Origin of the sequence: Arthrobacter sp. M4 (assembly GCF_020251205.1) — a bacterium.
In the GTDB taxonomy this organism is placed as follows: domain Bacteria; phylum Actinomycetota; class Actinomycetes; order Actinomycetales; family Micrococcaceae; genus Arthrobacter.
Genome location: NZ_JAIWYX010000014.1, coordinates 14,962 through 38,729, shown reverse-complemented (window position 1 = coordinate 38,729; position 23,768 = coordinate 14,962). Strand labels below are relative to the sequence as shown.

The 23,768-nt window shown below is 64.4% G+C and carries 16 protein-coding genes; 6 read left to right on the top strand and 10 right to left on the bottom strand.

Annotated features, from left to right (window positions below; genetic code table 11):
* Positions 1 to 195: 195 nt before the first annotated feature.
* Both LD110_RS19000 and LD110_RS18995 read right to left on the bottom strand, forming a co-directional pair.
* Entirely contained in the window at positions 196 to 1,293 is a 1,098-nt protein-coding gene (locus LD110_RS19000; protein ID WP_225501185.1) for an alanine--glyoxylate aminotransferase family protein, read from the bottom strand.
* An 84-nt stretch (positions 1,294 to 1,377) separates the two neighbouring features.
* Positions 1,378 to 2,931 (bottom strand): MFS transporter, encoded by a 1,554-nt coding sequence (locus LD110_RS18995; protein ID WP_225501115.1) that lies wholly within the window; start codon positions 2,929 to 2,931, stop codon positions 1,378 to 1,380.
* 161 nt (positions 2,932 to 3,092) lie between these two features.
* Between LD110_RS18995 and rraA the strand changes: the two genes are divergently transcribed.
* From rraA to LD110_RS18980, 3 genes are all read left to right on the top strand, one after another.
* Complete coding sequence (gene rraA / locus LD110_RS18990; protein WP_225501113.1) at positions 3,093 to 3,569, top strand: ribonuclease E activity regulator RraA; 477 nt, start codon at positions 3,093 to 3,095, stop codon at positions 3,567 to 3,569.
* Positions 3,570 to 3,667: 98 nt separating this feature from the next.
* Entirely contained in the window at positions 3,668 to 5,326 is a 1,659-nt protein-coding gene (locus tag LD110_RS18985) for an MDR family MFS transporter (RefSeq protein ID WP_225501112.1), read from the top strand.
* Positions 5,327 to 6,128: 802 nt separating this feature from the next.
* The gene (locus LD110_RS18980) at positions 6,129 to 7,598 is read left to right on the top strand and encodes a sugar porter family MFS transporter (RefSeq protein ID WP_225501110.1); all 1,470 of its coding nucleotides are present in this window, start codon (positions 6,129 to 6,131) and stop codon (positions 7,596 to 7,598) included.
* A 499-nt stretch (positions 7,599 to 8,097) separates the two neighbouring features.
* On the opposite strand, the gene LD110_RS18975 is transcribed toward LD110_RS18980, so the two are convergent.
* From LD110_RS18975 to LD110_RS18960, 4 genes are all read right to left on the bottom strand, one after another.
* Positions 8,098 to 10,665: an HNH endonuclease signature motif containing protein gene (locus tag LD110_RS18975; protein ID WP_225501108.1), complete on the bottom strand. Its 2,568-nt coding sequence runs from the start codon at positions 10,663 to 10,665 to the stop codon at positions 8,098 to 8,100.
* A gap of 278 nt (positions 10,666 to 10,943) precedes the next feature.
* Positions 10,944 to 12,212 (bottom strand): MFS transporter, encoded by a 1,269-nt coding sequence (locus LD110_RS18970; protein ID WP_225501106.1) that lies wholly within the window; start codon positions 12,210 to 12,212, stop codon positions 10,944 to 10,946.
* Positions 12,213 to 12,280: 68 nt separating this feature from the next.
* A complete protein-coding gene (locus tag LD110_RS18965) occupies positions 12,281 to 12,745 on the bottom strand; it encodes a MarR family winged helix-turn-helix transcriptional regulator (protein ID WP_225501104.1) in 465 nt (154 codons plus the stop codon).
* A gap of 61 nt (positions 12,746 to 12,806) precedes the next feature.
* Positions 12,807 to 13,277, bottom strand: a complete 471-nt coding sequence (locus LD110_RS18960) for a GNAT family N-acetyltransferase (RefSeq protein WP_225501183.1) — start codon at positions 13,275 to 13,277, stop codon at positions 12,807 to 12,809.
* A gap of 79 nt (positions 13,278 to 13,356) precedes the next feature.
* On the opposite strand from LD110_RS18960, the gene LD110_RS18955 reads away from it, so the two are divergent.
* The gene (locus LD110_RS18955; protein ID WP_225501102.1) at positions 13,357 to 13,539 is read left to right on the top strand and encodes a hypothetical protein; all 183 of its coding nucleotides are present in this window, start codon (positions 13,357 to 13,359) and stop codon (positions 13,537 to 13,539) included.
* Between the two features lie 137 nt (positions 13,540 to 13,676).
* On the opposite strand, the gene LD110_RS18950 is transcribed toward LD110_RS18955, so the two are convergent.
* From LD110_RS18950 to LD110_RS18940, 3 genes are all read right to left on the bottom strand, one after another.
* Positions 13,677 to 14,825, bottom strand: a complete 1,149-nt coding sequence (locus LD110_RS18950) for a mannitol-1-phosphate 5-dehydrogenase (protein WP_225501100.1) — start codon at positions 14,823 to 14,825, stop codon at positions 13,677 to 13,679.
* The gene (locus LD110_RS18945) at positions 14,825 to 16,879 is read right to left on the bottom strand and encodes a PTS mannitol transporter subunit IICBA (RefSeq protein ID WP_225501098.1); all 2,055 of its coding nucleotides are present in this window, start codon (positions 16,877 to 16,879) and stop codon (positions 14,825 to 14,827) included. The genes LD110_RS18950 and LD110_RS18945 overlap by 1 nt, the downstream gene beginning before the upstream one ends.
* A gap of 67 nt (positions 16,880 to 16,946) precedes the next feature.
* On the bottom strand, positions 16,947 to 17,669 hold the full coding sequence (locus LD110_RS18940; protein WP_225501096.1) for a TetR/AcrR family transcriptional regulator: 723 nt from the start codon (positions 17,667 to 17,669) through the stop codon (positions 16,947 to 16,949).
* A gap of 243 nt (positions 17,670 to 17,912) precedes the next feature.
* On the opposite strand from LD110_RS18940, the gene ptsP reads away from it, so the two are divergent.
* Positions 17,913 to 19,610: a phosphoenolpyruvate--protein phosphotransferase gene (gene ptsP / locus LD110_RS18935; RefSeq protein ID WP_225501094.1), complete on the top strand. Its 1,698-nt coding sequence runs from the start codon at positions 17,913 to 17,915 to the stop codon at positions 19,608 to 19,610.
* A 33-nt stretch (positions 19,611 to 19,643) separates the two neighbouring features.
* Complete coding sequence (locus LD110_RS18930) at positions 19,644 to 19,922, top strand: HPr family phosphocarrier protein (RefSeq protein WP_225501092.1); 279 nt, start codon at positions 19,644 to 19,646, stop codon at positions 19,920 to 19,922.
* An 87-nt stretch (positions 19,923 to 20,009) separates the two neighbouring features.
* On the opposite strand, the gene LD110_RS18925 is transcribed toward LD110_RS18930, so the two are convergent.
* Positions 20,010 to 23,759: a glycoside hydrolase family 32 protein gene (locus LD110_RS18925; protein ID WP_225501091.1), complete on the bottom strand. Its 3,750-nt coding sequence runs from the start codon at positions 23,757 to 23,759 to the stop codon at positions 20,010 to 20,012.
* Between the last annotated feature and the right edge of the window lie 9 nt (positions 23,760 to 23,768).

Here is a 23,768-nt window from a genome sequence, read left to right as displayed (position 1 = left end):
TGTCCGGCGTTCTTCTGGGAGGGAAACTGACACGGCTGGCCGTCAGTACCCCCATGGTCTGCCGACCCGCCGACCGAGATAATGATACGGCAGACACATGATGGCTCCCTGTACAGTCACTGTCCCCCAGCCGGGACGGAGGCGACCCGGAATCCTTTTCCAGGCAACCAGAAAACCGCCGCGACCCGAATCGCGTCACGCCATCGCGAGGGCTTCCCCAAGGGCACCGAGCACCAGCGCTACTCCTGTCGGGCTCGCATTCGGCCCCATCATCCCAATGCGCCACACTGAGTCGGAGTACCGGCCGATGCCCGAACCTATCTCAATGCCGAAGACATTGAGAAGGATGTCCCGAACCCGGGCGGAGTCCACTCCATCGGGGACCATAACCGTAGTGAGGCTCGGGAGCCGGGAGCCTTCAGCGGCGAACAGGCTGAGGCCCAGCCCCTCCAAGCCTGAGCGAAGAGCTTCCCCTGCTGCCTGATGCCTCGCCCACACAGCTTCAAGGCCCTCCGCCATGATCCTCTGCAGTGCCGCGTCCAAGGCGGCCACCATGGTGACAGGCGCTGTGTGGTGGTAGGTACGTGTGGAACCATGGGCGGCGCCGACGTACCCGCCGAGTAGACCGATGTCCAAGTACCAGGATCTTGGGTCCTGCACCCGCCGCTCGAAGGCTCTTTCCGAAACGGTGAAAGGGGAGAGCCCTGGCGGGACACCAAGGCATTTCTGGGTACCGGAATAGCCGATGTCTATCCCCCAATCGTCGGCGCGGACCTCCATTCCACCGAGCGAGGTGACGGCGTCGACCACCAGGAGGGCATCGCCTTTGCCTTCCCCAAGGCCAGTGAGGTCGGAGAGAACGCCCGTAGACGTCTCGGCGTGGACCACACCGATGACGGATGGATTGGGATGGGCACCCAGCACACGCTCAACGTCCACCGGATGGCCCCACTCGTGCTCAACCCGGACTACCTCGGCGCCACAGCGTCGGGCGACCTCGCACATCCGTTCGCCGAAGAGCCCGTTGACCGCGATAACCACAATGTCCCCGGGGTTTACGGTATTCACGAAGGAGGCCTCCATACCCGCAGAGCCCGTGGCGCTGAGGGGCCAGGTCCGTGCATTGGCGGTGCCCCACACCTCGCGGAGGCCAGCGCAGGTGCGGTCGAGCATCTCGATGAACACCGGGTCCAGATGGCCAATAACGGGGTGGCCGAGGGCCGCTGTGACTTCCGGATAGCAGTTGGTAGGACCCGGACCGAAGAGGTGGCGGGCGGCGAGGAACGGCGTCATCGGGGTCATCCTTCCTTTAGCGCAGCTTGTCTGACTTGTCTGGCTTCGCCGAAGACTCTGTGCTCACAAGATCAGCCAGACGGTTCACGCCACACTCTTGATCTTGACGACGAACACCGCTCCCAAGACACCAATCACCGCTGCCGCGATGAACAGGGACACGTACCCACCAAGGAACGCAACGAACGGGTAGGCGATCAGCGGCGCGAGAACCTGGGGCATCGAGTTTGCGATATTGATGACTCCCAGGTCCCTGCCGCGGTCCAGGGCTGTCGGCAGGACCTGGGTGATAAGGGCGAAGTCCACGGCGAGGTACGAACCGAAACCGATCCCCAGCACCACTGCTCCCGCAATCGCCCCTGCCCAGCTGGGAGCGAAGGCGAGGATCAGCGCGGCAACGGCGATAATTCCCGATGAGGCGATAACCAGCGGCTTCCGTTTCCCCATGCGGTCGCTAAGGGCTCCGCCGATAATGCTGGTGATGATCACCATAACTGCGTAGAGGCCGGTCAGGACCAGAACGCCCACTTCCGGCTCGAGGCCCTGCGTGTCCTTCAGTTGAACCGCATCCCGCAGGAAAAAGAGCAGATAGAGGGTGACCATATGGTTGCCGATATTGACCAGCAGACGCGTCAGCCAGGCCCAGCCGAAGTCCGGATAGGCCCGGGGGGAAACCCAAAAGCCCTTAAGGAACCCGGCGATGCGGAAGGGCGGGCGATCGGCGGCAGGCAGCGGGTCGTCGTCGTTCTTGAACAAATAAAGAACGACGCCGGCGAGCAGCGCGGCGGCGCAGATCATGTAGCCGAGTGCGAAGTTTCCGGAGACGACGGCCGCAATTACAGCGCCGAGCAGGATGCCCACCGTCTGGCCCATTGCGGCGAGGCCGCCGACGGTGCCACGCTGCGGCACCGGCACCCTGTCTGGAATGGCCGCTGTGATGGCGGCGTAGGCTCCGTTGCAGCCGGCCTGCACCAAGCACCAGAGGATGGTCATAAAGGCCACATCGGGGGCTCCGGCGAGAGCCATCAACGCTGCTGCACCGAGCACCGCTCCTGCCACAACCCAGGGGACTCGACGGCCGAAGCGGGATGTGGTGCGGTCACTGAAAGCGCCGAAAAGAGGGTTGGCCACAAGGGAAACGGCGGCGCCGCAGCCCGTCACAAGGGCGAGGATGGCTTCCTTTTGCGACTCGTCGAAGTGGATTGCCTGTTGGCCGAGGAGTACTTGGATGGGTCCGAAGAATGCGGCGTTTATGCCCACGTTGACCAGCACGACGCCGGTGATCCACAGCGACCGGACACGCTCCACAGGCTCGGCGAGCGCCGTCGTCGAGCGCGCGGCTTCGGGAAACGGGCGCGCGGCTTCGGGAAGCGGGCGCGCGGCTTCGGGAAACGGGCGGTCCTCGCCGGGAAGGAGGCGGTCCCCGCCGGGAAGGGTGCTGTCCCCGCCGGGAAGGGTACGGTCCGCGCCGGGAAGGGTGCTGTCCCCGCCGGGAAGGGTGCTGTCCCCGCCGGGAAGGGTACGGTCCCCGCCGGGAAGGAGGCGGTCCCCGCCAGGAAGGGTGCTGTCCCCGCCGGGAAGTGTGCGGTCCCCGCTAGGCACCGGACGCTCCGCATCTGGCAGGTCTGACAAGGTCATGACGGGCTCCCCCTTTGGCTCCAGAACGGTGCGGTTTCAGCCTATCGCGCCACGGAGTCAGCGTCCCCCTAGCCGAAGGACTATGGTGGCTGAAGGGAGCACTCGTCGGTCCGGCACCGCCCCAATGCCAGGTACGCAGCCGAGCACAGCAGGAGGATTCAATGGCGAACGAACCGATCAGCACCGCAGATCTGTATGACGAACGGGGCGAGGAACTCGAATCCATCGGGCTGCAGTTCCAGGATCTCGGCGGCCACACCCACTTCAGCGGGCCGGCCCGGACCATCCGTTGCTTCGAGGACAATGCTCTCGTCAAGACCGTCCTCGGCACACCCGGGGAAGGTGCGGTCCTGGTGGTGGACGGTCACGGCTCATTGCGTACCGCCCTGATGGGGGACATGATCGCCGAAAGCGCCGTGGAAAACGGTTGGGCCGGCGTCGTTATTTTCGGTGCCATCAGGGACCGGCTGGCTCTGGCGAAGCTGCCGATTGGTGTGAAGGCACTGGGCAGCAACCCGAAGAAGAGCACCAAGACCGGAACCGGCGAAGTGGACGTCCCACTCGTGATCGACGGTGTCCACATCACACCCGGTGTCATGGTTTACTGCGACCCGGATGGCGTGCTTGTAGAGCGTTAGCGAAACTTTTTTCACTCCGGAGGGAATGATTCAGGCGTTAGGATAGTTACTGAAAGCAACTATCCTAATCTGCTTCCTAATTCCCCTTGGAGACACCCATGTCCAAAGCCACAGCCGTGCGCGCACCCGGGGAGGTCCTGACCCATCGTCAGACCCTCACCGTGATGGTGGGCCTAATGCTCGGGATGTTCTTGTCATCCCTGGACCAGACGATCGTCTCGACGTCCATCTACACGATTGCAAACGACCTCGACGGCCTCTCCCTGCAGGCCTGGGCCACCACCGCCTACCTCATTACTTCCACCGTCAGCACTCCGCTGTATGGCAAGCTGAGTGACATCTTCGGCAGACGGCCGCTGTACCTGACAGCGATTTTGGTGTTCCTGGCCGGCTCCCTGTACGCAGGCGCCGTCCACTCGATGACCGAACTGGCTATCGCCCGTGGCATCCAAGGCCTCGGCGCGGGTGGACTTTTGGCATTGGCGCTAACCATCATTGGCGACATCGTCTCGCTGAAGGACCGGGCCAAGTACCAGGGCTACTTCATGTCCGTTTTTGGGATCTCTTCCGTGCTTGGACCCGTGATCGGCGGCGCCTTCGCCGGTACGGCCAGCATCCTGGGCTTCGACGGCTGGCGCTGGGTGTTCTTCATCAACCTGCCCATTGGCATCGCCGCGCTGGTGGTGGTTTTCCTCTTCCTGCACCTGCCACCCAGGCACGTCAAGCAGAAGATCGACTACTGGGGTGCCGCCGCCATCACTTTGGCCATCGTGCCGCTGCTGCTGGTTGCTGAGCAAGGCAGGGTTTGGGGCTGGAACTCGGGCGGTGCATGGCTCTGCTACGGGCTGGGCGCGGTTGGCATCGCACTGTTCCTGGCTGCTGAGAAGTTCGCCGGGGACTATGCACTCATTCCGCTGAGGCTCTTCCGGAACGCCACTTTTGGGCTGTCGTCGCTGCTGAACTTCATCATCGGCATTGGCATGTTCGGTGCCATCGCGATGCTGCCCATGTACCTGCAGCTCGTGAAGGGCCTCACTCCCACCGAGGCCGGTCTGGTGATGATCACCTTCACCGTGGGCATCCTCTCCGGTTCCATCACGGCTGGCCGCACGATTTCTGCCTCGGGCACCTTCCGGGTCTTCCCGATCCTTGGCACAGCGATCCTAACTGCCGCGGCTTTGGTGATGGGCTTTACCTTGGGCGTGGATACTCCCCTATGGGTGCCAGGCCTCATTGCCGTCTTCTTTGGCGTTGGCCTGGGCTTCTGCATGCAGCCGCTTACTCTCGCCATGCAGGTCTCCGTGCCGCCCAAGGACATGGGCGTGGGCACGTCCACCGCGGCATTTTTCCGTTCAATGGGCGGTGCGGCTGGGACGGCCGTGTTCATCTCCATGCTGTTCAGTTTGGCCGCGGACAAGATCGGTGCTGGCATGAAGTCCGCAGTTTCGAACGCGGACTACATCAAGGTGATGCGCGATCCCGCGGTCGCGTCCGACCCCGCCAATGCCAAGTTGTTCGACTTCTTCAAGAACGGTGCGTCCAACGATTCGCTCAACGACACCAGTTGGCTGCACGCCGCCAACAGCACGTTGACCCGACCGATCACCGAGGGCTTCGCGCAGTCCATCGACGTCGTGATGCTCACCGCAGCCGTGCTCACCGGCATTGCTTTCCTCATCAGTTTCGCACTGCCGAACAAGAAGCTGACAGACCCGGCCGCTGCTGCCAAGGCACGCGAGGAAGTCGCGGCGCACTAGAGCTGCTAGAGAGGCCCACGAGGCGAGTTCCGCCGTCGGGGTTTGCTGGCTCTGGCGAGATTTCCGCGGGGAGTGTCCGCGTCAGGTGCGCGCGCCAGGTGGGCGGCGTCCGGAGGTTTCCGCACCAGGTGGGCGGCCTCCGGAGGTGTCCGCGAAGGTGTCCGCGTCAGGTGCGCGCGCCAGGTGGGCGGCCTCCGGAGGTTTCCGCACCAGGTGGGCGGCCTCCGGAGGTATCCGCGAAGGTGTCCGCGTCAGGTGGGCGCCGTCCGGTGGGCGGCCTCCGGAGGTGTCCGCGTCAGGTGGGCGCCTAGGAGGTTTCCGGGGAGCTTCGGCGTCACGCGGGCAGGCTTCTGGCAGGGCGCATTATGGGAGGCAGGTTGATACCTGCCTCCCATTTTTATTTTTTCGATAGTTTTCGTTCGTTTCACCGAGACCTGCGGGGGCAGGCGGGCGGCGATTGTGCCCAACGGCGGGCAACAATCGACAACGCGGGACCGCCATCTTTGTTGAACATGAATCTTCACAAAAAGTGTGCTGACGCTGGTCTTTGCGTTCAATTCTTTATTCCAACGGCTTGAATTACGAATATCTTCGAAGGCTGGACTCTTCACAGCTTAGCACAAGGTGTCTTTATGGAGACTTTGTGTTTACAGAGTGAATGAATGTCACGCGCAGCTCTTGAGTGGAAGTTCACACGGGTGACGTGCCACACTGTTTAGCGCGTGTGCACCGGCGCCCATTCGTCGGACACAGCCGACGTAGCCTGCACGCATTCCCACACAACATTCCCAAAGGGAGAACTATGTCCATTTCCACGACGGAAAAGCCTGCCCCAAACGGCAAACCGGCAGGTGTCACAGCCAAGGTCGTCGGCCTCGCGGTCGCGGGGGCAGTCGGCGGGTTCCTCTTCGGATTTGATTCGTCTGTGGTCAACGGTGCCGTGGACGCCATGAAGGAAGAATTCCTCATGAGCGAGGCTGTTACCGGCTTTGCAGTCGCTGTTGCGCTGATCGGCTGTGCTGTCGGGGCGTATCTGGCGGGCAAGGTGGCAGATCGGTACGGTCGAATCCCCGCCATGAAGCTCGGTGCGGTGCTGTTCCTTGTGAGTTCGATCGGCACGGGCCTGGCATTCGGCGTCTGGGATCTCGTGTTCTGGCGGTTCGTGGGAGGGCTGGGCATCGGGCTCGCCTCCGTCATTGCTCCGGCCTACATTTCCGAAATCTCACCCAGGCAGGTTCGTGGTCGCCTGGCCTCGCTGCAGCAGCTCGCCATCACCACCGGCATCTTCGCCGCATTGCTCTGCGACGCCGTCCTGGCATCGTCTGCAGGCGGGGCCGGGCAGCAGTTCTGGTTCGGGATCGAGGCGTGGCGGTGGATGTTCATTGCCTGTGCCGTACCCGCTGCCGTTTACGGCTGGACCGCATTCCGGCTCCCCGAATCTCCGCACTTCCTGGTGATGAAGGGCAAAGACGATGCAGCACGCACGGTGTTCGACACCGTTATGCCCGACGACGACACTGAGCGGCACATCCGGGAAATCCGCCAGACCATTGAAGACGACCGCCTGTCCAGCCGCAAAGGTTCTCTGAAGGGACCTATCTTGGGACTTCAGGCCGTGATGTGGATCGGCATTATCCTGTCCGTTCTGCAGCAGTTCGTTGGCATCAACGTGATCTTCTACTACTCCACAACCCTGTGGAAGGCCGTAGGCTTCCAGGAGCAGGACTCGCTGGCCATCTCGGTTGCAACATCCGTGACCAACATCCTTGTGACTTTGGTGGCTATCGCCCTCGTGGACCGCATTGGCCGACGGCCCATTCTGTTGGTGGGATCAATTGGTATGGCACTGTCCCTAGGTGTTATGGCCCTGGCCTTCGGCTCCGCGCATGGCACCGGGAACGAGATTTCACTCCAGGGTGCTTGGGGTCCTGTTGCCCTAGTGGCTGCCAACGTTTTCGTGGTCAGTTTTGGCGCTTCATGGGGTCCCCTGGTCTGGGTTCTCCTGGGCGAAATCTTCCCCTCCCGCATTCGGGCCCGTGCACTCGGCCTAGCTGCGGCGGCTCAATGGGTGGCCAACTTCGCCATTACACTCAGCTTTCCGGTCATGGCGGCGGGCTCGCTTCCGCTGACCTACGCCATGTACGCACTCTTTGCTGCGGCTTCATTCTTCTTCGTGAAGTTCAAGGTTCCCGAGACCAACGGTATGTCACTGGAGCAGGCCGAGACGTTGTTTGTGCCGAAGGGTTCTTTCCCGACGGAAGTCCGCTCTTAAGCGACCTGGAAGGAGCCACGTCGGGCTGGCATTGAACTGGTCCCCGAGACGCAGACCTATTGTCACCCCAGCTTTCGGGGTTCAGCTCCAGTCCCGGGCGGGCTACTTACTCCGCATCGGTACAACGTCGCAAACGTAGTCGGGATTAATTGCCGCCATCTGGTCCGTCGTACACCGGCGACGCGGTCGCCGCTACGACGCCAGCTGGTGGATTGACCTGGTGCATTGACCATCGGCGACGCGGCACCACTGCGACGCCACCTGGTGCATTGACCGTCGGCGGCGCGCCCGCTACGACGACGCCGACGCGGTCAGCAAGCTTTCGCTCCCCCCGTCGGTATTACCTCGCGCACGGTCGCAGGTGCGGTGCCTCAGGAGGTGCGATTTCATCGTCAGGCGTGCGTCAGTTCCTGGTCTTGGTCTTTGTGGGGCGGGTCCGCCCGGGGTGGGGAGGGGTTGTGGGTGGTGTTGAACCCGTCGGGGCGCGCGTTCGGGGTTCCTATGCCCGGAGGGGTCGGAAGTAGTGGTTTCGTCGGGGTGTTTGGTGGGGGTCGATGTGGGGTGGCGGGATGAACCAGGGTATGCCGGTTTTGACGTGGATGCGCCATTGCTCCTTGTGCATGAGTTTGTGGTGGTGGGAGCACAGCAGCACGCCGTTGTCGGTGCTGGTTTCCCCGCCGCGGGACCAGTAGGTGATGTGGTGGGCCTCGCACCAGTGCGCGGGGCGGATGCAGTCCGGGAAGGCGCAGCCCATGTCGCGGGCGGTGATGGCCTTGCGGATGTGCGGCGGGAAGATCCGGCTGGCCCTCCCGATGCCCAGGACCTGGCCCTCGGAGCCCATCAGCACCGGGATGATCTCAGCGTTGCAGGCGATCTTGCGGATCGTGGCGGCGGTGATCGGGCCGGTGAACATCGCCGTCCCGGTACCTGAACCCAAACCAGTGGCGGCACCCGCACCAATCGCCGCGCCCAAACCAATGGCGGCGCCCAGGCCGCTGGCCGTGCCGCCGGTGGTACGCGTGTCGGTGGCCGCACCCAAGCCAGCGGCGATGCCCGAGCCGGCGCCCGTGCCTTCGGCGGTGTCGGAGAGCGTGCCCGTCCCCAAGCCGCCGGTGGTGCGCGTGTTGGTGGCGGTGCCCAAGCCTCCGGTGGTGTCGGAGAGCGTGTCCGTGCCGGATTTGGTGGCGGTGTTCCCGGTGGTGCCGGTGAGGGTGCGGTAGAGGTCGGGGTAGCTGATGGTGACGGTGACCTGCGGGCGGACCCCGCCGTGGGCGGGCAGCTTTCCGGTGGCCAGGGCCAGGGCGCAGGCATCAACAACGGCGTCCAGCGCTTTCTGGGCCTGAGTGCGCCGGTCCAGCACCGGACCGCCACCATCGCCGCGACCCGCCGCGCCGCTCTCGTTGGCTGACGCCGTCACCGCACCGTGCGGGGCGATCGCGGACGGAAGTACGCTGTTCACCCCGGCTGCCTGCCCCTCCCGACCCGCGGAAGCTGTGTCCGCCGATTCCCTGCCGGCGGATGCGTGGTCTGTGGATTCAGAGCCCGCCGAAGCCCCGCCCGCGGGAGCTGGGCCCGCGGAAGCTGGGCCGGAAGCGTCAGGGGCTGTCTGATCCTCTGCCGCAGTGGCCTGGGCTGCCTTATCCCCGCTCCACGCTTCCTGGCCCGCGCAGGCGTTGCCCGCCGCGGCCTTCCCCGCCGCGGCCTGGCCGGGCCCGCCGGTGCTGCCGGTGCTGCCGGTGCCGTTCGCGCGGAGTCTGGGATTGGTGGCGGTGCTGATCACGGTGGCGAGGGTTTCGAACTGCTCAGGCGTGGCGAAGATCTCGATGTGCTGCAAACCCCGGTACGACCGGCGCAGGAACCAGCCCTGACGGCGGCGCAGTTCCTCCTCACCAGGCTCGGCACCATCCTGGTCCACCGCATCCACCCAGCGCTGAGCGACACGGTGCACAAAATCCGGGTCGGACTCCGCCGCGGTGCGCGTCAACGCCCGCTCCATCCGGGCCAACAGAGCCGGTTCGGCCACATGCCTGACCTTCTCCAACGCCATACTCACAGCAGTCGCCGACGCCGAGGGCACCTCCGCCGCGGCCACCGCCCCGGCGAGCTCACCAAGCCGCGCCGGAACCAACTGCCCTGCGATCCCCCGCGAATCCAGCACCGCCCCGGCAAGAGCCAGACGCCGCTTGGCCTCCCTGATCCCAATCCGCAACCGCACCCGCAAAAACTCAGCCGCAGTCCGAAACCCGTCATCCGCCACCACCCTCACCGCAGCAGAAACCACCGCCGCGGATACCGGGCCAGCGGACGCCATCGAGGAAGCCAGCCGAGACAGGCCAGGCCCGTCCCCGGAGACCTCCCGCAGCCCCGGTCCGCTGTTTTCTGCCGCGGCCCGGCCCGGGATGTCCCCCGACGGTCCGGCCGCCCGCGAGCCGGAATCATCAGGGCCCAAGGAAATACCAGGGCCCAAGGAATTATCAGGGCCTGCAGAATCATCGGGGCCGGCGGAATTATCAGCGTCCACGGAATCATCAGGGCCTGCGGAATTATCGGGGCCGTCGGGATTGCCGGGGCCGTGGGCCTCGGTCCACCCCGTCCGCCAGCCCGCAGGCGCATCCAGCCTCGCCGCAGCCGTCAGCGCCTCCCGCCGGGTCCTGTCCACCGCCTGCGCGGCAACCAACTGCAGGAACTCCACCGACCGGGACAACTCCTCCACCTGCCCGGCGAAATCAGCGGCCTCAAAGACATCAAACACGGCCGCCTCCGCCACAGCCTGCCCCCGAAGCTCCACAGAATCAGCAAGCAACCGCCCAAGCAGCTCAAAACCAACCCCCGAACCAAGCGGCGCGAGATGTCCAGCACCGAAACCGGACCCCACGCCGTCTCCGGCCCCCACACCGTCTCCAGCCGCAGGTTCAGCACCGGAACCAACCCCCAACCCGTCCAGCGCAACAAACCCAGCACCCGAACTCGAACCCGACGCAAGAACCCCGTCCGCATCCGGAATCCGCGCAGCACCCAAACCAGGACCAGAGCCCCGGGAAGAGTCACGCTGCACGAACGGTTCCATGCATCAACCCTCACACCCACACGAACGGATCCCAGCACCCAAAAACCCGTATGTGCGCAAACCCCGCTATGTGCATAACTCCGCAGCAACACGTCCGCTTGAGTGGTGTTAAGGACGCATGTTCTTCCACACGGGCTGGACCGCAATTGAACGGCTAGGAACGTCACGCTCCCCGCATGTTCTTCGGCCTCAACGCCCCCGCCTAACTTCCGGCAAAGGGAGGAAGCACTCCGCCAAAGGACCCATGCAGATGAGTGCCCCGTTGGAATCCAAGCTAACTAAACCCCATGTGGCTCGTGCGCCGAAAGGTAGCGGCGGCCACCGAATGCGATGCCCGCTCCTACCACCATGGCAGTGGCACCAGCAGCGAACGGCAACTGCGGTCCGAAGTGTTCGCCAAGCTGCGCAGCCAGGTACGGTGCCAAGGCTCCACCCATCCACCGCACAAAGTTGTAACCCGCCGATGCCACGGGGCGGGGCGAATCGGAGACTCCCATTGCCAACTCGGTATACAGCGTGTTGTTGATCCCGAGCAGGGCGCCAGCCGCAATGACCAGCGCGACGACGGCAGGTACTGACTGCCCCGCGGCGAAAGCCAGCCCCAGCAGGTCGAGCGCAAGGAGGACCAATGTGCCGATGAGGCTCTTGACGACTCCAAATCTGTTCTGCAGCAGCGGCGCGACGAATACCGAGAACACAGCGACGGCGACACCCCAACCGAAGAACACAGCGCCGATGCCGTAGGCGTCCATGCCGAGAATAAAGGGAGTAAACGCAAGGATCGTGAAGAATCCGTAGTTGTAAAACAGTGCGCTGGCTGCCGTGGCACGCAGGCCATTGTGTCCCAGGGCGAGCAACGGATCGCGGAGGCGTGCCTTTTTGGCTGGCGCCGGCGTCGAGGGCAACAACGTCAGGAGGGCGATAAATGCTGCCGCCATCAGCGCGGCCGTTCCGAAGAACGGCGCCCGCCATTGCCAACCGCCCAGCAAGGCGCCAAGCAACGGACCAAGCGAGATGCCCAAGCCCAGGGCGGCCTCGTACAGGATGATGGCGGTTGCCGTTCCGCCACTGGCGACGCCGACAATCACCGCGAGGGCAGTGGCCACGAACATCGCGTTGCCAAGGCCCCACCCTGCGCGGAAGCCAACCAGCGCCTCAACGCTGCCCGACAGTCCCGACAGGGACGCAAACACCACAATGAATGCCAGACCCACCAACAGAGTCTTCTTGCCCCCGATGCGGGAGGACACAAAGCCGGTGATCAGCATCGCAACGGCGGTAACCAGAAAGTAGCTGGTGAACAGCAGTGACACCTGGCTGGGCGTGGCGTCGAGGTTCACGGCGATCGCCGGGAGGATCGGATCGACCAATCCGATGCCCATAAACGCGAACACAGCGGCAAGAGCCGTTGCCCAGACTGCCTTGGGTTGTTTTAGGAAGGACGCGCGTTCAGCCGCGAGGGTTGCCGAAGGAGTGGGTGCGTGCTCTGCGGTTGAGTGGGCGTCCAGATTCTCCACGGTGGTGGTGTCCGCTGGTTCGCGGCTCATGTTTGTCTCCTTCAGGGCAATTGCGGGGCTGGCTGGCGGATTGCTGGGAACGGGCTGCTTTGCGCGCGCTACTCAGGACCCAGAGCGCCACCGATCCGCGTAATGACAGGCAGGGCGTCGGCTAATCTGGCGCGCTCGACGTCGGACAGCTTGCTGAGCGCGCCGGCCAACTTCGCGTTTCGACGGCGGTCGGCAGCAGCGACGGCGGCCAAGCCGTCGTCGGTAATCACAACGCGCACGGCGCGGGAGTCGTCCGGGTCTGGGCGGCGGATGGCCAGGCCGAGTCGTTCGAGTTTGATGATTTGTTCGGTGGCACTAGGCACTTTGACACCCAGGTTGCGTGCAATGTCCCCAACTCGCAGGCCTTCGGTGCCGAGCATCTTCAGGGTGCTGAGCTGAGTGGTGGCAAGTTCACCGTCCGCATCCAATCGCCGCACCAAGTACACTGCCCGCCGCATGGCTTCCCGGAAGTCCTGGGCAAGCTGTTCAAGGCCGGAGTTGTCGCCATCGGGCCGGTCGAGCGAGGGATTCATGTTAGGCAGCCTAACATTTAGGCTACCTAACAATCAAGACTGACAAAGGGAGACGGTCAGCTCAAAGGCGCAGCTTCATCCCTTCATGGCTGGCTTCAAACCCCAAACGCACATAAAAGCGTTGCGCCGCTGTCCGGGACTTGCTGGTGGTGAGCTGGACCAGGCTGCAGCCGCGCCTCCGCGCCTCGTCAATGGCCCAACGGATCATCACCTCACCGAGCCCACCGCCCCGAACCGGCGCAGCCACCCGAACAGCCTCGATCTGCGCGCGCCACGATCCTCGCCGGCTCAGCCCTGGGATAAAGGTGAGCTGGAAGGTGGCTACCGGGTCGCCGTCGAGCTCTCCGACCACCAGCAACTGGGAGGGGTCGGCGTTGATGGCCTCAAAGGCCCGCTCATATGGTTCCAGATCCGCTGTCGACTCCCTCACGGCACCCAACTGGTCATCAGCCAGCATCCGCAGGATCGCCGGCAGGTCGTCGCGACGGGCACGGCGAAGGCGGAAAATTCCGGCATCGACGTCGGCTGTCATCAAAGTCTCGGTCACGGCACCAGCCTGCCAGAATCCTTGCTCTGGCGGCACAAAATCGCACTGCCCAGACCGCGGCGGCGTGCTGCTCCACGCGGCCAAGGACGTTGGTGCGGCCTTCGACGTGGTCACACCGATCTGGTTCGCCGTCCTCGGCGTTGCTTATGCCGTGATTCGCAAGTCCCCGCCGCACCAAGCCCGCATGGCAGAGCTGAAAGCAATGGCCGACGTCGAAACCCGCGAGGCTGCAACGGCAGCACAGTAGAGCCGCGCAGCCCAGCGAGGACACACGCCCAGCGAGGACATAGGGGCTGCCTGGTGGGCACCGCGAAGCGGGCACGGCCCCTATGTCCTTGCGAAGCCTTGGTGACTTTATGGACTCTGGCGAGAGACGGTGACGGCTTACGCCTCGGCCTGCCGCGCCTCGATCAGCTTCTGCACCTGCGGGAACAGTGGATGCGTGTCCGCAAGGCCAGTTATTCGCTCCGTCGCTTCGGCTGCGTCCGACTCGGCCAGGACCTGGGCGAGCTCCACCGCTTCGTCGTCGTTGCCGTCGTCGAACCTCAATGCAGCGGAAATCGCATCCAGCAACGCCACCGGGGTGACACCACGCTCCGCGAGTTCCGCAGCGGGGCCGATAAACCGCTCGTGCCGGCCGAGTTTCCGCAGCGGGGCGCGGCCCACGCGCGTAACGGTGTCCGGCAAGTAGGGGTTGCTGAAACGACCCAGGATCTTCTGCACGTAGGCTTCCTGCTCAGGCTCCGGGAAGCCGTGCTTAGCCACGAGCAGCTGCTTGGTCTCATCGAGCACAGAACGCACTTTGCCAGCAACTCCGGGCTCGGCCATGGCTTCGGAGATCTTCTCCAGCCCGGCAGCGTAGCCAAAGTAGGCGGCCGAAGCGTGGCCTGTGTTCACCGTGAACAGCTTCCGCTCGATGTACGGCCCCAGCTCATCCACGAACGTCGCCCCGGGGATGACCGGTGCAGAATCCCCGAACGGCGTTCGGTCGATCACCCATTCGTAGAAAGTCTCCACCGTGACGTCCAAGCCCTGCCCTGGCTCTTGGTTGGGAACAATCCGGTCCACTGCGGTGTTGGCGAAGGCCGCGACGTCGGACAGCTCGCCAGCCGCGTTGTCCCAGGCCGACTCGATTTCGAACCGCAGCAAGTTGGTGGCGTTGATTGCGTTCTCGCACGCCATCACCTGGAGAGGCGCCAACGACGCCGGCCGGCTGGCCAGTCCGCGGGCGATCACCGGAGCCACGAACTTCAGGATGTTGGCACCCACCGCGGTGGTGACCACGTCCGCCGTTGAAATTTCCGCGACGACTGCGGCCTCCTGCGTGCTCGAGTTCAGCGCCCGGAAGTTATCAACGGTTTTGACCGCGGACTGATCCCCCACTTCGTGGACCTCGTAGCTGTCCGCCGCGTCCAGTTGGTGGATCAAGGCGTCAGCGACGTCGGCGAACACTACCTCGTACCCGGCTTCGTGGAGCAGGAGCCCCACAAAGCCGCGGCCGATGTTGCCTGCACCGAAATGCACTGCTTTCACTATGCGTTGACCTTTCCGAACAGGGCCAGGATCTCGTCGGCCGACTGGGCCTGCTCCAGCTGCGCCACCTGTTCCTTGTCCGTGAAGATCTTGGCGATCGAGGACAGGATGTGCAGGTGCTCGTTGTTCAGTCCGGCCACGCCAACCACGAACTTGACCTGCTTGCCGGCCCAGTCGATGCCGTTCGGGTAGCGGATGAACGACACCGCGGAGTGCTTGATGTGGTCCTTGGCGGCGTTGGTGCCGTGCGGGATGGCCAGGAAACTGCCCATATAGGTGGAGACGGATTCCTCGCGTTCGTGCATCGCAGTGATGTAGCCCTCGTCGACGGCGCCACGCGCCAGCAGCAGCTGGCCCGCTTCATCGATCGCCGAGTCACGATCCGTGGCGGTACCGTTCAGGACGATGCTGTCCGGACGCAGGACGTCCTTTGCGGTTGCTGTGGCCGGCGCCCCGGCAACATGTGCTCCACCGGCAACAGGCGCAGCAGGTGCGCCGCCTGCTACGGCGGCCCCGGCAGCCACTCCGGCAGCGGGCGCAACAGCTTCGGCCGTTCCAACGCCAGCCCCGCCCTCGTGGCTGGACTTCACCATTTCCACGATCTCGTCGTAGCGCGGGCTGTTCATGAAGTTGTCCACAGATACGTGCACGGCGCTTGCGGTTGCCTGCCGGGCCCGTTCGGTCAGGTCCTGGTGCGACACGACTACGTCATAGCTGTCCTTCAGGCTGGCAATAGCGGAGTTGGTGACATTGACGCTTGGGTAGCCGGCTGCCTTGATCTTGTTGCGCAGGACGGAGGCGCCCATCGCGCTGGAGCCCATACCGGCGTCGCAGGCGAAGACGATGTTCTCGATGGGGCGGGTCAGTACAGCGGTACCACCGCCCGCACCAACCAGTGCGGAAGCAACGGAACTCTTCTTACCCTTCATCTCCTCCATGCGGCTGGTGGCCACGAGGAGGTCCTCTTCAGTTTCGCGGCTACGTGACGTCCGGAGGATCACCGAGGCAATCACAAAGGAAACTGTTGCCGCGAGCACCACAGCGAGGATGACCCCGACGTAGCTGTCGCGGGAGGTTTGCGCAATCACCGCGAAGATGGATCCCGGAGCGGCCGGAGCCACGAGCCCCGAACCCGTGATGGCCAGGGTAGCGATACCCGTCATGCCACCTCCGATCGCAGCCACGATCAGCAGCGGGCGCATCAGGACGTATGGGAAGTAGATCTCGTGGATACCACCGAGGAATTGAATGATGGCTGCACCGGGAGCCGATGCCTTGGCAGCCCCGCGGCCGAAGAACATGTACGCCAGCAGGATGCCGAAACCTGGTCCGGGGTTGGCTTCGAGCAGGAACAGGATGGACTTGCCCTGCTCCAGCGACTGCTGAATGCCCAACGGGGTCAGGACACCGTGGTTGATGGCGTTGTTGAGGAAGAGCACCTTGGCAGGTTCAATGAACAGGGACGTCAGGGGCAGCAGGCCGTTGTGGACCAGGAACTGGACGAAGTTGCCCGCGGCCTGGCTGAAGGCCTGGACCACAGGGGAGATGCCGAAGAAGCCGAGCAGTGCCAGGAGCGCGCCCCAAATACCGGCGGAGAAGTTGTTGACCAGCATTTCGAAGCCGGGTCGGATCTTCCCGTGCCAGATCGCGTCGATGTGCTTCATGGTCCAGCCGCCTAGCGGACCCATGATCATTGCGCCAATGAACATGGGGATACCGGCACCAATAATCACGCCCATCGTACCGATGGCACCCACCACGCCACCCCGGACGTCGTAGACCATCTTTCCGCCGGTGTAGGCAATCAGGAGCGGCAGCAGGTACGTGATCATGGGCCCAACAAGGCCCACGTTTGGCGTACCGGCGGCGTTGTTGCCGAAGCCACCGAGTTCGGGGACGGGCACCCAACCAGTCTTGATGAAGAGCGCGGTGATAATGCCCCAGGCAATGAATGCACCAATGTTGGGCATGATCATGCCGGAGAGGAATGTTCCGAACTTCTGGACACCGACGCGCAGGCTGGTGCGCGGTTTTGCAACTGTCTCTGTTGCCATGTGTATTCCTAACGTGTGTCCCGCTGCGGCGCGGGGTCAGTTCGATATAGATCGAGAAATTGCAGCCTTAGGAGCTGCTGGAGATTCGGTGAAGCCACTCAAGGAACAGCTTCAGTTCCGAGCTGGAGAGTTGGTCCGAATGGGAGGCCTGCAGTGCCGCATTCAGGGCGATGGCCGCAACGACGACGGAAGACTTGCCGGCGTCTCCCGTTGCGGCTCCACGGGCTTTGTCCGTGGACACGGCGGAAATCATGGAATCCCGGGTCATCGTTGAGAGCTCGAGGTTCCGGTCTTCCACCGGTTCTGCGATCAGCATGAGCGTGACGCCGACGTTTGCTGCCAGGATGCTCCTGGCAGCTTCGCGGGGAGCCACGTTGAGTTGGCCCGATGCCGCGGCCTTGTTCAGCATCTCCTCCATTAGCGCCTCGGCATCGGCAACGATGCTCGGGCGACTTTCGGGGCGGATATTGCCGAACATCACCAAATAGAGGTGAGGCTGCGTGAGCCCAAAGCGCACGTGGTTGTCCCACATTCGCCTTACGTCCTCCAGGGGTTCCCCGGAAGGTGCAAAATCCCGCTCCCCTGCCACGTACTCCTCAAAGCCGGCTGATACGACCGCGTCGAACAGACCTTCCTTGGTTCCGAAGTGGTGGTAGAGCGTGGGCGCCGTGACCCCCGCAAGCTTGGTGATCTGGCGCGTGGAAACCGCTGACCCCTCCGAATTTGCCAGCAACTCGGCCGCCGCGCGAAGCAGCCGTGTCTTTGGCGGGAGCTGGTCATCGAAACCCATAGCCGCTACCCTAGCACCTATAGCGTTGCTATATGAACTGGCTCACAGCATAATTTTTTGCAGCACTTGTTCACGACGGCATGCGCCGCCGCACGCCGTCCGCGAAATCCCAGCACCAACACAGCACATATCCACGACAACCCGCACCGCAGAACTACGAACCCAACCGCAGAACCCACACCGCACAACCCACACCGCAGAACCCAATCCACAGAACTCAATCCACAGAACCGAGGACCTTCAGTGCAGAATCTCCCAGGAGTGGGCGTCAGCCCCGGACGCATCATCGGGACCATCCGCCATATGCCGCACCCAGTGAGCGAGCCACCCGCCGGCGAGCGCCTGGCTGCGGACACCAGCCCGGAAACCGCAGCCGCCGCGCTTAAGGCGGCTGCCGGCGTCGTACACAACAACCTCAAAGAGCGAGCCGCTATGGCGAGCGGGGACGGCAAAGCTGTCCTGGAGGCGACGGCTTTGATGGCGAAGGACGCCATGCTGCTGAAGTCGGCGGTCAAGCTCATCAACGCCGGAACGTCGGCGGAGCGGGCCATCTGGGAAGCTGGCGCTTCGGTGTCGGAGATGCTGCACAACCTGGGCGGCTACATGGCCGAGCGTGCCGCGGACATCCTGGATGTGCGCGCCCGGATTGTCGCGGAACTGCGCGGCGTCCCCGCGCCCGGCATCCCGACGTCGGACACGCCGTTCATCCTTGTGGCGGAAGATTTGGCTCCGGCTGACACCGCGACGCTTGATCCCGCCAAGGTGCTGGCGTTGGTGACATCCGGGGGCGGGCCGCAGTCGCACACCGCAATCATCGCCCGATCATTGGGACTGCCCGCCATGGTTGCTGCCCGTGGTGTGGAGCAGATACCCGACGGCGCCGAAGTGTACGTGGACGGCGCCGCCGGACTCGTCGTCCTTGACCCTGGTGCGGAACAGCAGGAAGCCGCGCAGGCCTGGGCGGACAACGCTGCCGCACTGAGCGCTTTTGACGGAAACGGTACGACGGCGGATGGCCACTTGGTGCCGCTGCTCGCCAATGTGGGCGGCGCCAAGGATGCGACGGCGGCTGCCGCGCTCGGGGCCCAGGGAGTTGGGCTGTTCCGAACCGAGTTCTGCTTCCTGGAGCGCGATACCGAGCCCTCCGTGGAAGAACAGTCGGCCGCGTACAAGGCAGTTTTCGACGCGTTCCCCGGCAAGAAGGTTGTCCTGCGCACTCTTGATGCCGGTGCGGACAAGCCCTTGCCGTTTCTCACCGACGCTACGGAACCCAACCCTGCCCTGGGTGTTCGGGGTTACCGGACCGACTGGACCACGCCCGGGGTGCTGGAGCGCCAGCTTTTCGCGGTGGCGCAGGCTGCCGCCGCGTCCGAAGCCGATGTGTGGGTGATGGCCCCGATGATTTCCACGGCCGCGGAAGCTGCCCGCTTCGCGTCGCTGTGCCAGGCCGCGGGCATCCAGACGCCCGGCGTGATGGTGGAGGTCCCGTCGGCCGCGCTCACCGCGGGGTCCGTCCTAAGGAACGTCAATTTCGCTTCGCTGGGCACCAACGACCTTACTCAGTACGCCATGGCTGCCGACCGCCAGCTTGGCCCCCTGGCCGAATTGAACACACCGTGGCAGCCCGCAGTGCTGCGGCTCGTGCAGCTCTCCGTTGTCGGTTCCATTGAGGCGTCGGCGGAGACCGGTACCGTCAAGCCGGTTGGCGTTTGCGGCGAGGCGGCCGCGGACCCTGCCCTCGCCGTCGTGCTTGTTGGGTTGGGCGTGTCCACGCTGTCCATGACCGCGCGCTCGCTTGCCGCCGTCGCCGCGGTCCTCAAGACCGTCACCCTGGCGGACGCCCAGGAACTGGCCCGCCTGGCACTGTCCGCGCCGGGTGCCGAGGAAGCCCGTGCCTGGGTGCGCGCAAAGCTTCCCGTGCTCGACGAACTCGGCCTTTAAACCCCGCAAATTCGCACTAGGAGAACCACCACAATGCCCGAACGCACAGCCACTATTGCCAGCCGCTCCGGTCTCCACGCGCGTCCGGCGGCCCTCTTTGCCGAGGCCGCCGGCGAGCAACCGGTTGAGGTCACCATCGCCAAAGTTGGCGAACCCGAAGACGACGCCGTCGACGCCGCCAGCATCCTGTCCCTTATGACGCTCGGCGCCGAGAGAGGAGACGTGGTGGTGCTGCGGGCCGAGGGCGACGGCGCCGACGCCGCCCTCGACGCACTGGTTACCCTGCTGGAAACAGACCTCGACGCGGTCTAACGTGCCGGCGCTCGCCTGGCCGCGCCCGCTCCCTGGCCGCGCCCGCTCCCTGGCCGCACTCGCTCACCTCGGTGAGCGAGTCACGGCCTACGGGAGCGCAGTCACGGTCACGTCTTGGTAGGCCGCGCGGCCGTCGAAGACGTTGACGCCTACATGTCCGGACGAGAACTGGGTATCCGTGACGTCGATGAGCTGCGTGCCGTCGACGGATAGGGTGATGCGATTCTCCAGCACCGAAGCATCGACGGCATAGCTCACCCCGTGGCTCAGTGCTACGGGGACGCTGGCGATGATGCTTGTGGTCGGGTCGAACACACCATTGACCACCTTGAACACCCTTGCCAGGCGCAGTTGCGGGTCGAGGTTCACGGCGTAGGTGCTCGAGGTATCCGCGGACGACCTCAGCAGGATGGACCCGGCCCCGCCATACCCGCGTTCCGGAATGTACTGCTCAGCGTACTCCCGGCCGCGCATGGCTCCGGCGTAGGGTTCGCTGCCGAAGCGGACTGTCGCCTGGACCCGGACGTTCGCAAACGTGCCTTGGGTAAGGACTGAGGAGTCCTTGTCGAACGTTCCGGCAAGTCCCGCGCCCGTGCTCTCCCAGCGCCCGCCGGGCACCACCGTATAGGTACCGAGGTTGTGCCGGGCCGTGCCTGCTGCCGGGGGCAATGGGTTCGACGGCGGCGCTGAGGTGAGTCGGCTGACGTCGCCCAGTTGCCGTACAGCCACAGAGACAATCCTTGCTGTGCCTCCCTGGGCGCTAAAGGACAGCCCTGTGGAGGACGGGTCCGGGAACACCAGCGACGTCATCGCAGCCGTGCCGTTTCCACCGAACACCTCGATGGAGGAAGCATCAACCAGGACCCGCAATTTCACGCGGCGCTCTGAACCCACTGTCTCGCTGGCCCAGGGAGCCGAAGAATTGTCCGCGGCGGAGCCTGCAAAGTACCGCGTGAAGTCCTCGCGTCCGGAGAGTCCGCGGTCCAGCGTCATGGTGCCGGCTCCGGCGTCGAACCTCACCAAAGTCTCCTGGTTTCCCGTGGAACCGTTCCCTTTACGCAACCCAAAGGCGAAGGACGCAGCCCCGCCTGAAGCCGGAATCCCCACTTCCGCCTCCAATTCGAAGGAGCGCCCGGAGGATGCCGCCAATGGATTTGGCGAGCCGGGATCCACGGACACGTCCGAAGCCAGCCACTCCGAACTCCGGATCGAGGCGAGCTCAGGAACTGGCTCCTGGCTCAACCGCAACCCGAGCCCCGGAACGTCCACCAGCTTCAGTTCGCGCGGAATGCTCAATTGCCCGTTCCAACGCCCTGTTGGTGGGCTGAAGGCATAGTCCCAATTGCTCATCCAGCCGATCATGATCCGCCGGCCATTCGGCGCTCCGAAGAAGCTCATCGCGGCGTAGAAGTCCCGGCCGTAATCGGCTTGGAGGACCGTGCCTGCGGGGACATCTGGACTGAAGGAGGTCCCGTTCCACGTGCCCGTCACGTACTGCGCGGCCGAACCATTCGTGGCACGGGATGCGCCCGTGCTCCAGTAAAGGACCCAGCGTGACACTCCCGGCTGGCCCTCCACAGGCATGGAGAAGAAGTCCGGACACTCCCACACTCCGCCGCGCACCCACGCGCCGTAGCCAAACGCGCTGGTGAACGTCCAGTTCAGCAGGTCCGTGGAGGTGTAAAAGCGGATGTTGTCGTAGGCGGCCACCACCATGACCCACTTCCCGGACGCCGCATCCCAAGTGACCTTCGGGTCGCGGAAATCCCAGTTGCCATTGGGACCGCCGGGGTTCTCCACCACGGGAGGGGACTGTGCCAATTGCCAGGAGCGGCCGTGGTCGCGGCTGTAGGCGGCACGGATGGATTGGTTACCGTTGGCGGCGTCGTGGTTAAAGGACGTATAGAACGCAACAAGCCCGCCGCCGGCTTGCCCGGCGAAAAGTCCGCTTGCGTTGGCCGCGTCAACCACGGCAGAACCAGACCATGACTCCCCCGCAGCCAGGTGTGGCAAAGCGATGGGCAGTTGCTTCCAATGCAGGAGGTCGCTGCTGACTGCATGCGCCCAACGCCCGCGGTCCTGGTGAAAAAGGTGGTACTCGCCGTCAAAGTACACCAGGCCATTGGGGTCGGAGCTGGTGCCCGACTGCTGACTGTAGTGATAGCCGGGCTGGTACAACCCGTTCATGAAGTCCTCGACAGCGTCCGCCCGGACATTCTGGAAGAAAGCGGTGCCGCTGGCCAACAGTGCGAAGCCTGTTCCCGTGGCACTTCCCGCCGGCCCTTCGACGGCGGTTCTCCCGTTAATAAGGACCGACGCCTGCGTGCCGCGAACCGTGATTTGGACGCGATTGGCCTGCCCTGGGACGGACTGACCGGCAAAGCTGTCCGCCGGGATGGTGCCGCTCACCAAGGTTCCTCCGGTGCCCCTGTCCCTCAGCATCACAGTGCCCGCGCCCGGATTGATGCGCAGCTCGGTGCCGCCGCTGCCGTCTGGATTGGAGCGCACGACGACGGCGGCCGTCGCCGGAGCGGTGGCCGTGACATCCAGGCTCGCGACCACGTCGGACGCTGCCGCGGAAAGGAATCGCACGGCGTCGCCGGCCACAGCGGTTCCCCGAAGGCCGAGGACGTCCGGCTCCCACGAACCAGCGGCAGTTCGCCAGCCCTGCAGCGGCGAAACCAATCCCTTGAGCGTCATCCCCTGGAACACTGCCGTGCCGTTGTAGGCACCAAGTCCCACGTGGCCGGCGGCGTGGGTGGAGTCCGTAGCCGTGATCACGGGCATATAGCCGTTGCGATCAAGGAAATCGGTCTGCCAGTATGCCGCAAGCTGATTACCAACTGCCGTGACGCGGAGCCTGTAGACCTTGTTGAGCTGGATGGACGTAGCGAACGTTCCCAGCGTGGTGTTGTCCCCGATGCGGTAGAGACGCAGCCGCCCGGCATTCGGATCGACCTCGACAGCGTATTCGGCAGTCGCCTCGGCGTTGCTCCGGAGCAAGAGCGTACCCACGCCGAACGTGGATTTGACCTGGACGTCGGCGGTGAAATCGGTGTCCGCCGGAGCCTGATCCGTGGCAACGGTCCGGATGTTCGTGTCGGCCGGCGCCGTCCCGCGAAGTCCTGTGGACGTCGCAGACCACTGACCTGGCGCCGGGCCGCCCGCGCTTACCGGAATTGTCCAGCCTGTGACCGTTGAGTCCACGTTTCGGACACTCGGCGGTCCGAAAGCTACCGTTCCGTTGTACGCGTGGAGGCCTACGTGGCCGCTGGAGTAACGGTGGTCCGTGACATCGATCCGGGCCACGCCATCAACCGCAACGTAGATCCGGGAACCGTCGACGTGCACGTCCACGGAGTACGGCTGCCCCACGTTGAGCGGGACTGACGCAGGGGTCGCCACGTCTTGGCCCGTCGCCAGGTCGAAGAGCCGCACGCGATCAAGGTTCGGGTCGATCGTGGTCGCGTACCCCGTGGTCGCGTCCGCCGAGGCCCTAAAAAGGAGTGCTCCCACGCCAAACGGCGTGCCGCCGTCGACCGTTACCTGCGCGGTGTAGCGCGCGGTACCGTCCACGAGTTGCTCACTGATGGCGGCGATATTCTGCTCCGCTTGCGCCGCCGCGGTGTAACCGCCCTGTGCGGTGCGGGTCCACGCGCCGGTGACACCGACGACGTCGGGAACGGGGCTGGTGGTGCTGTCCAAGGTGATGGGCCCGCCGCCCCCCAAAGCGACGGCGGGCTCGGCCAGTACCGCAGGTGCGATCACTGTGCTGCCTCCCAAGACTCCGATACTGAGAACTGCTGCGGTAATGCGGGAAACCATTCGCTTGCTCATTCAGATCGC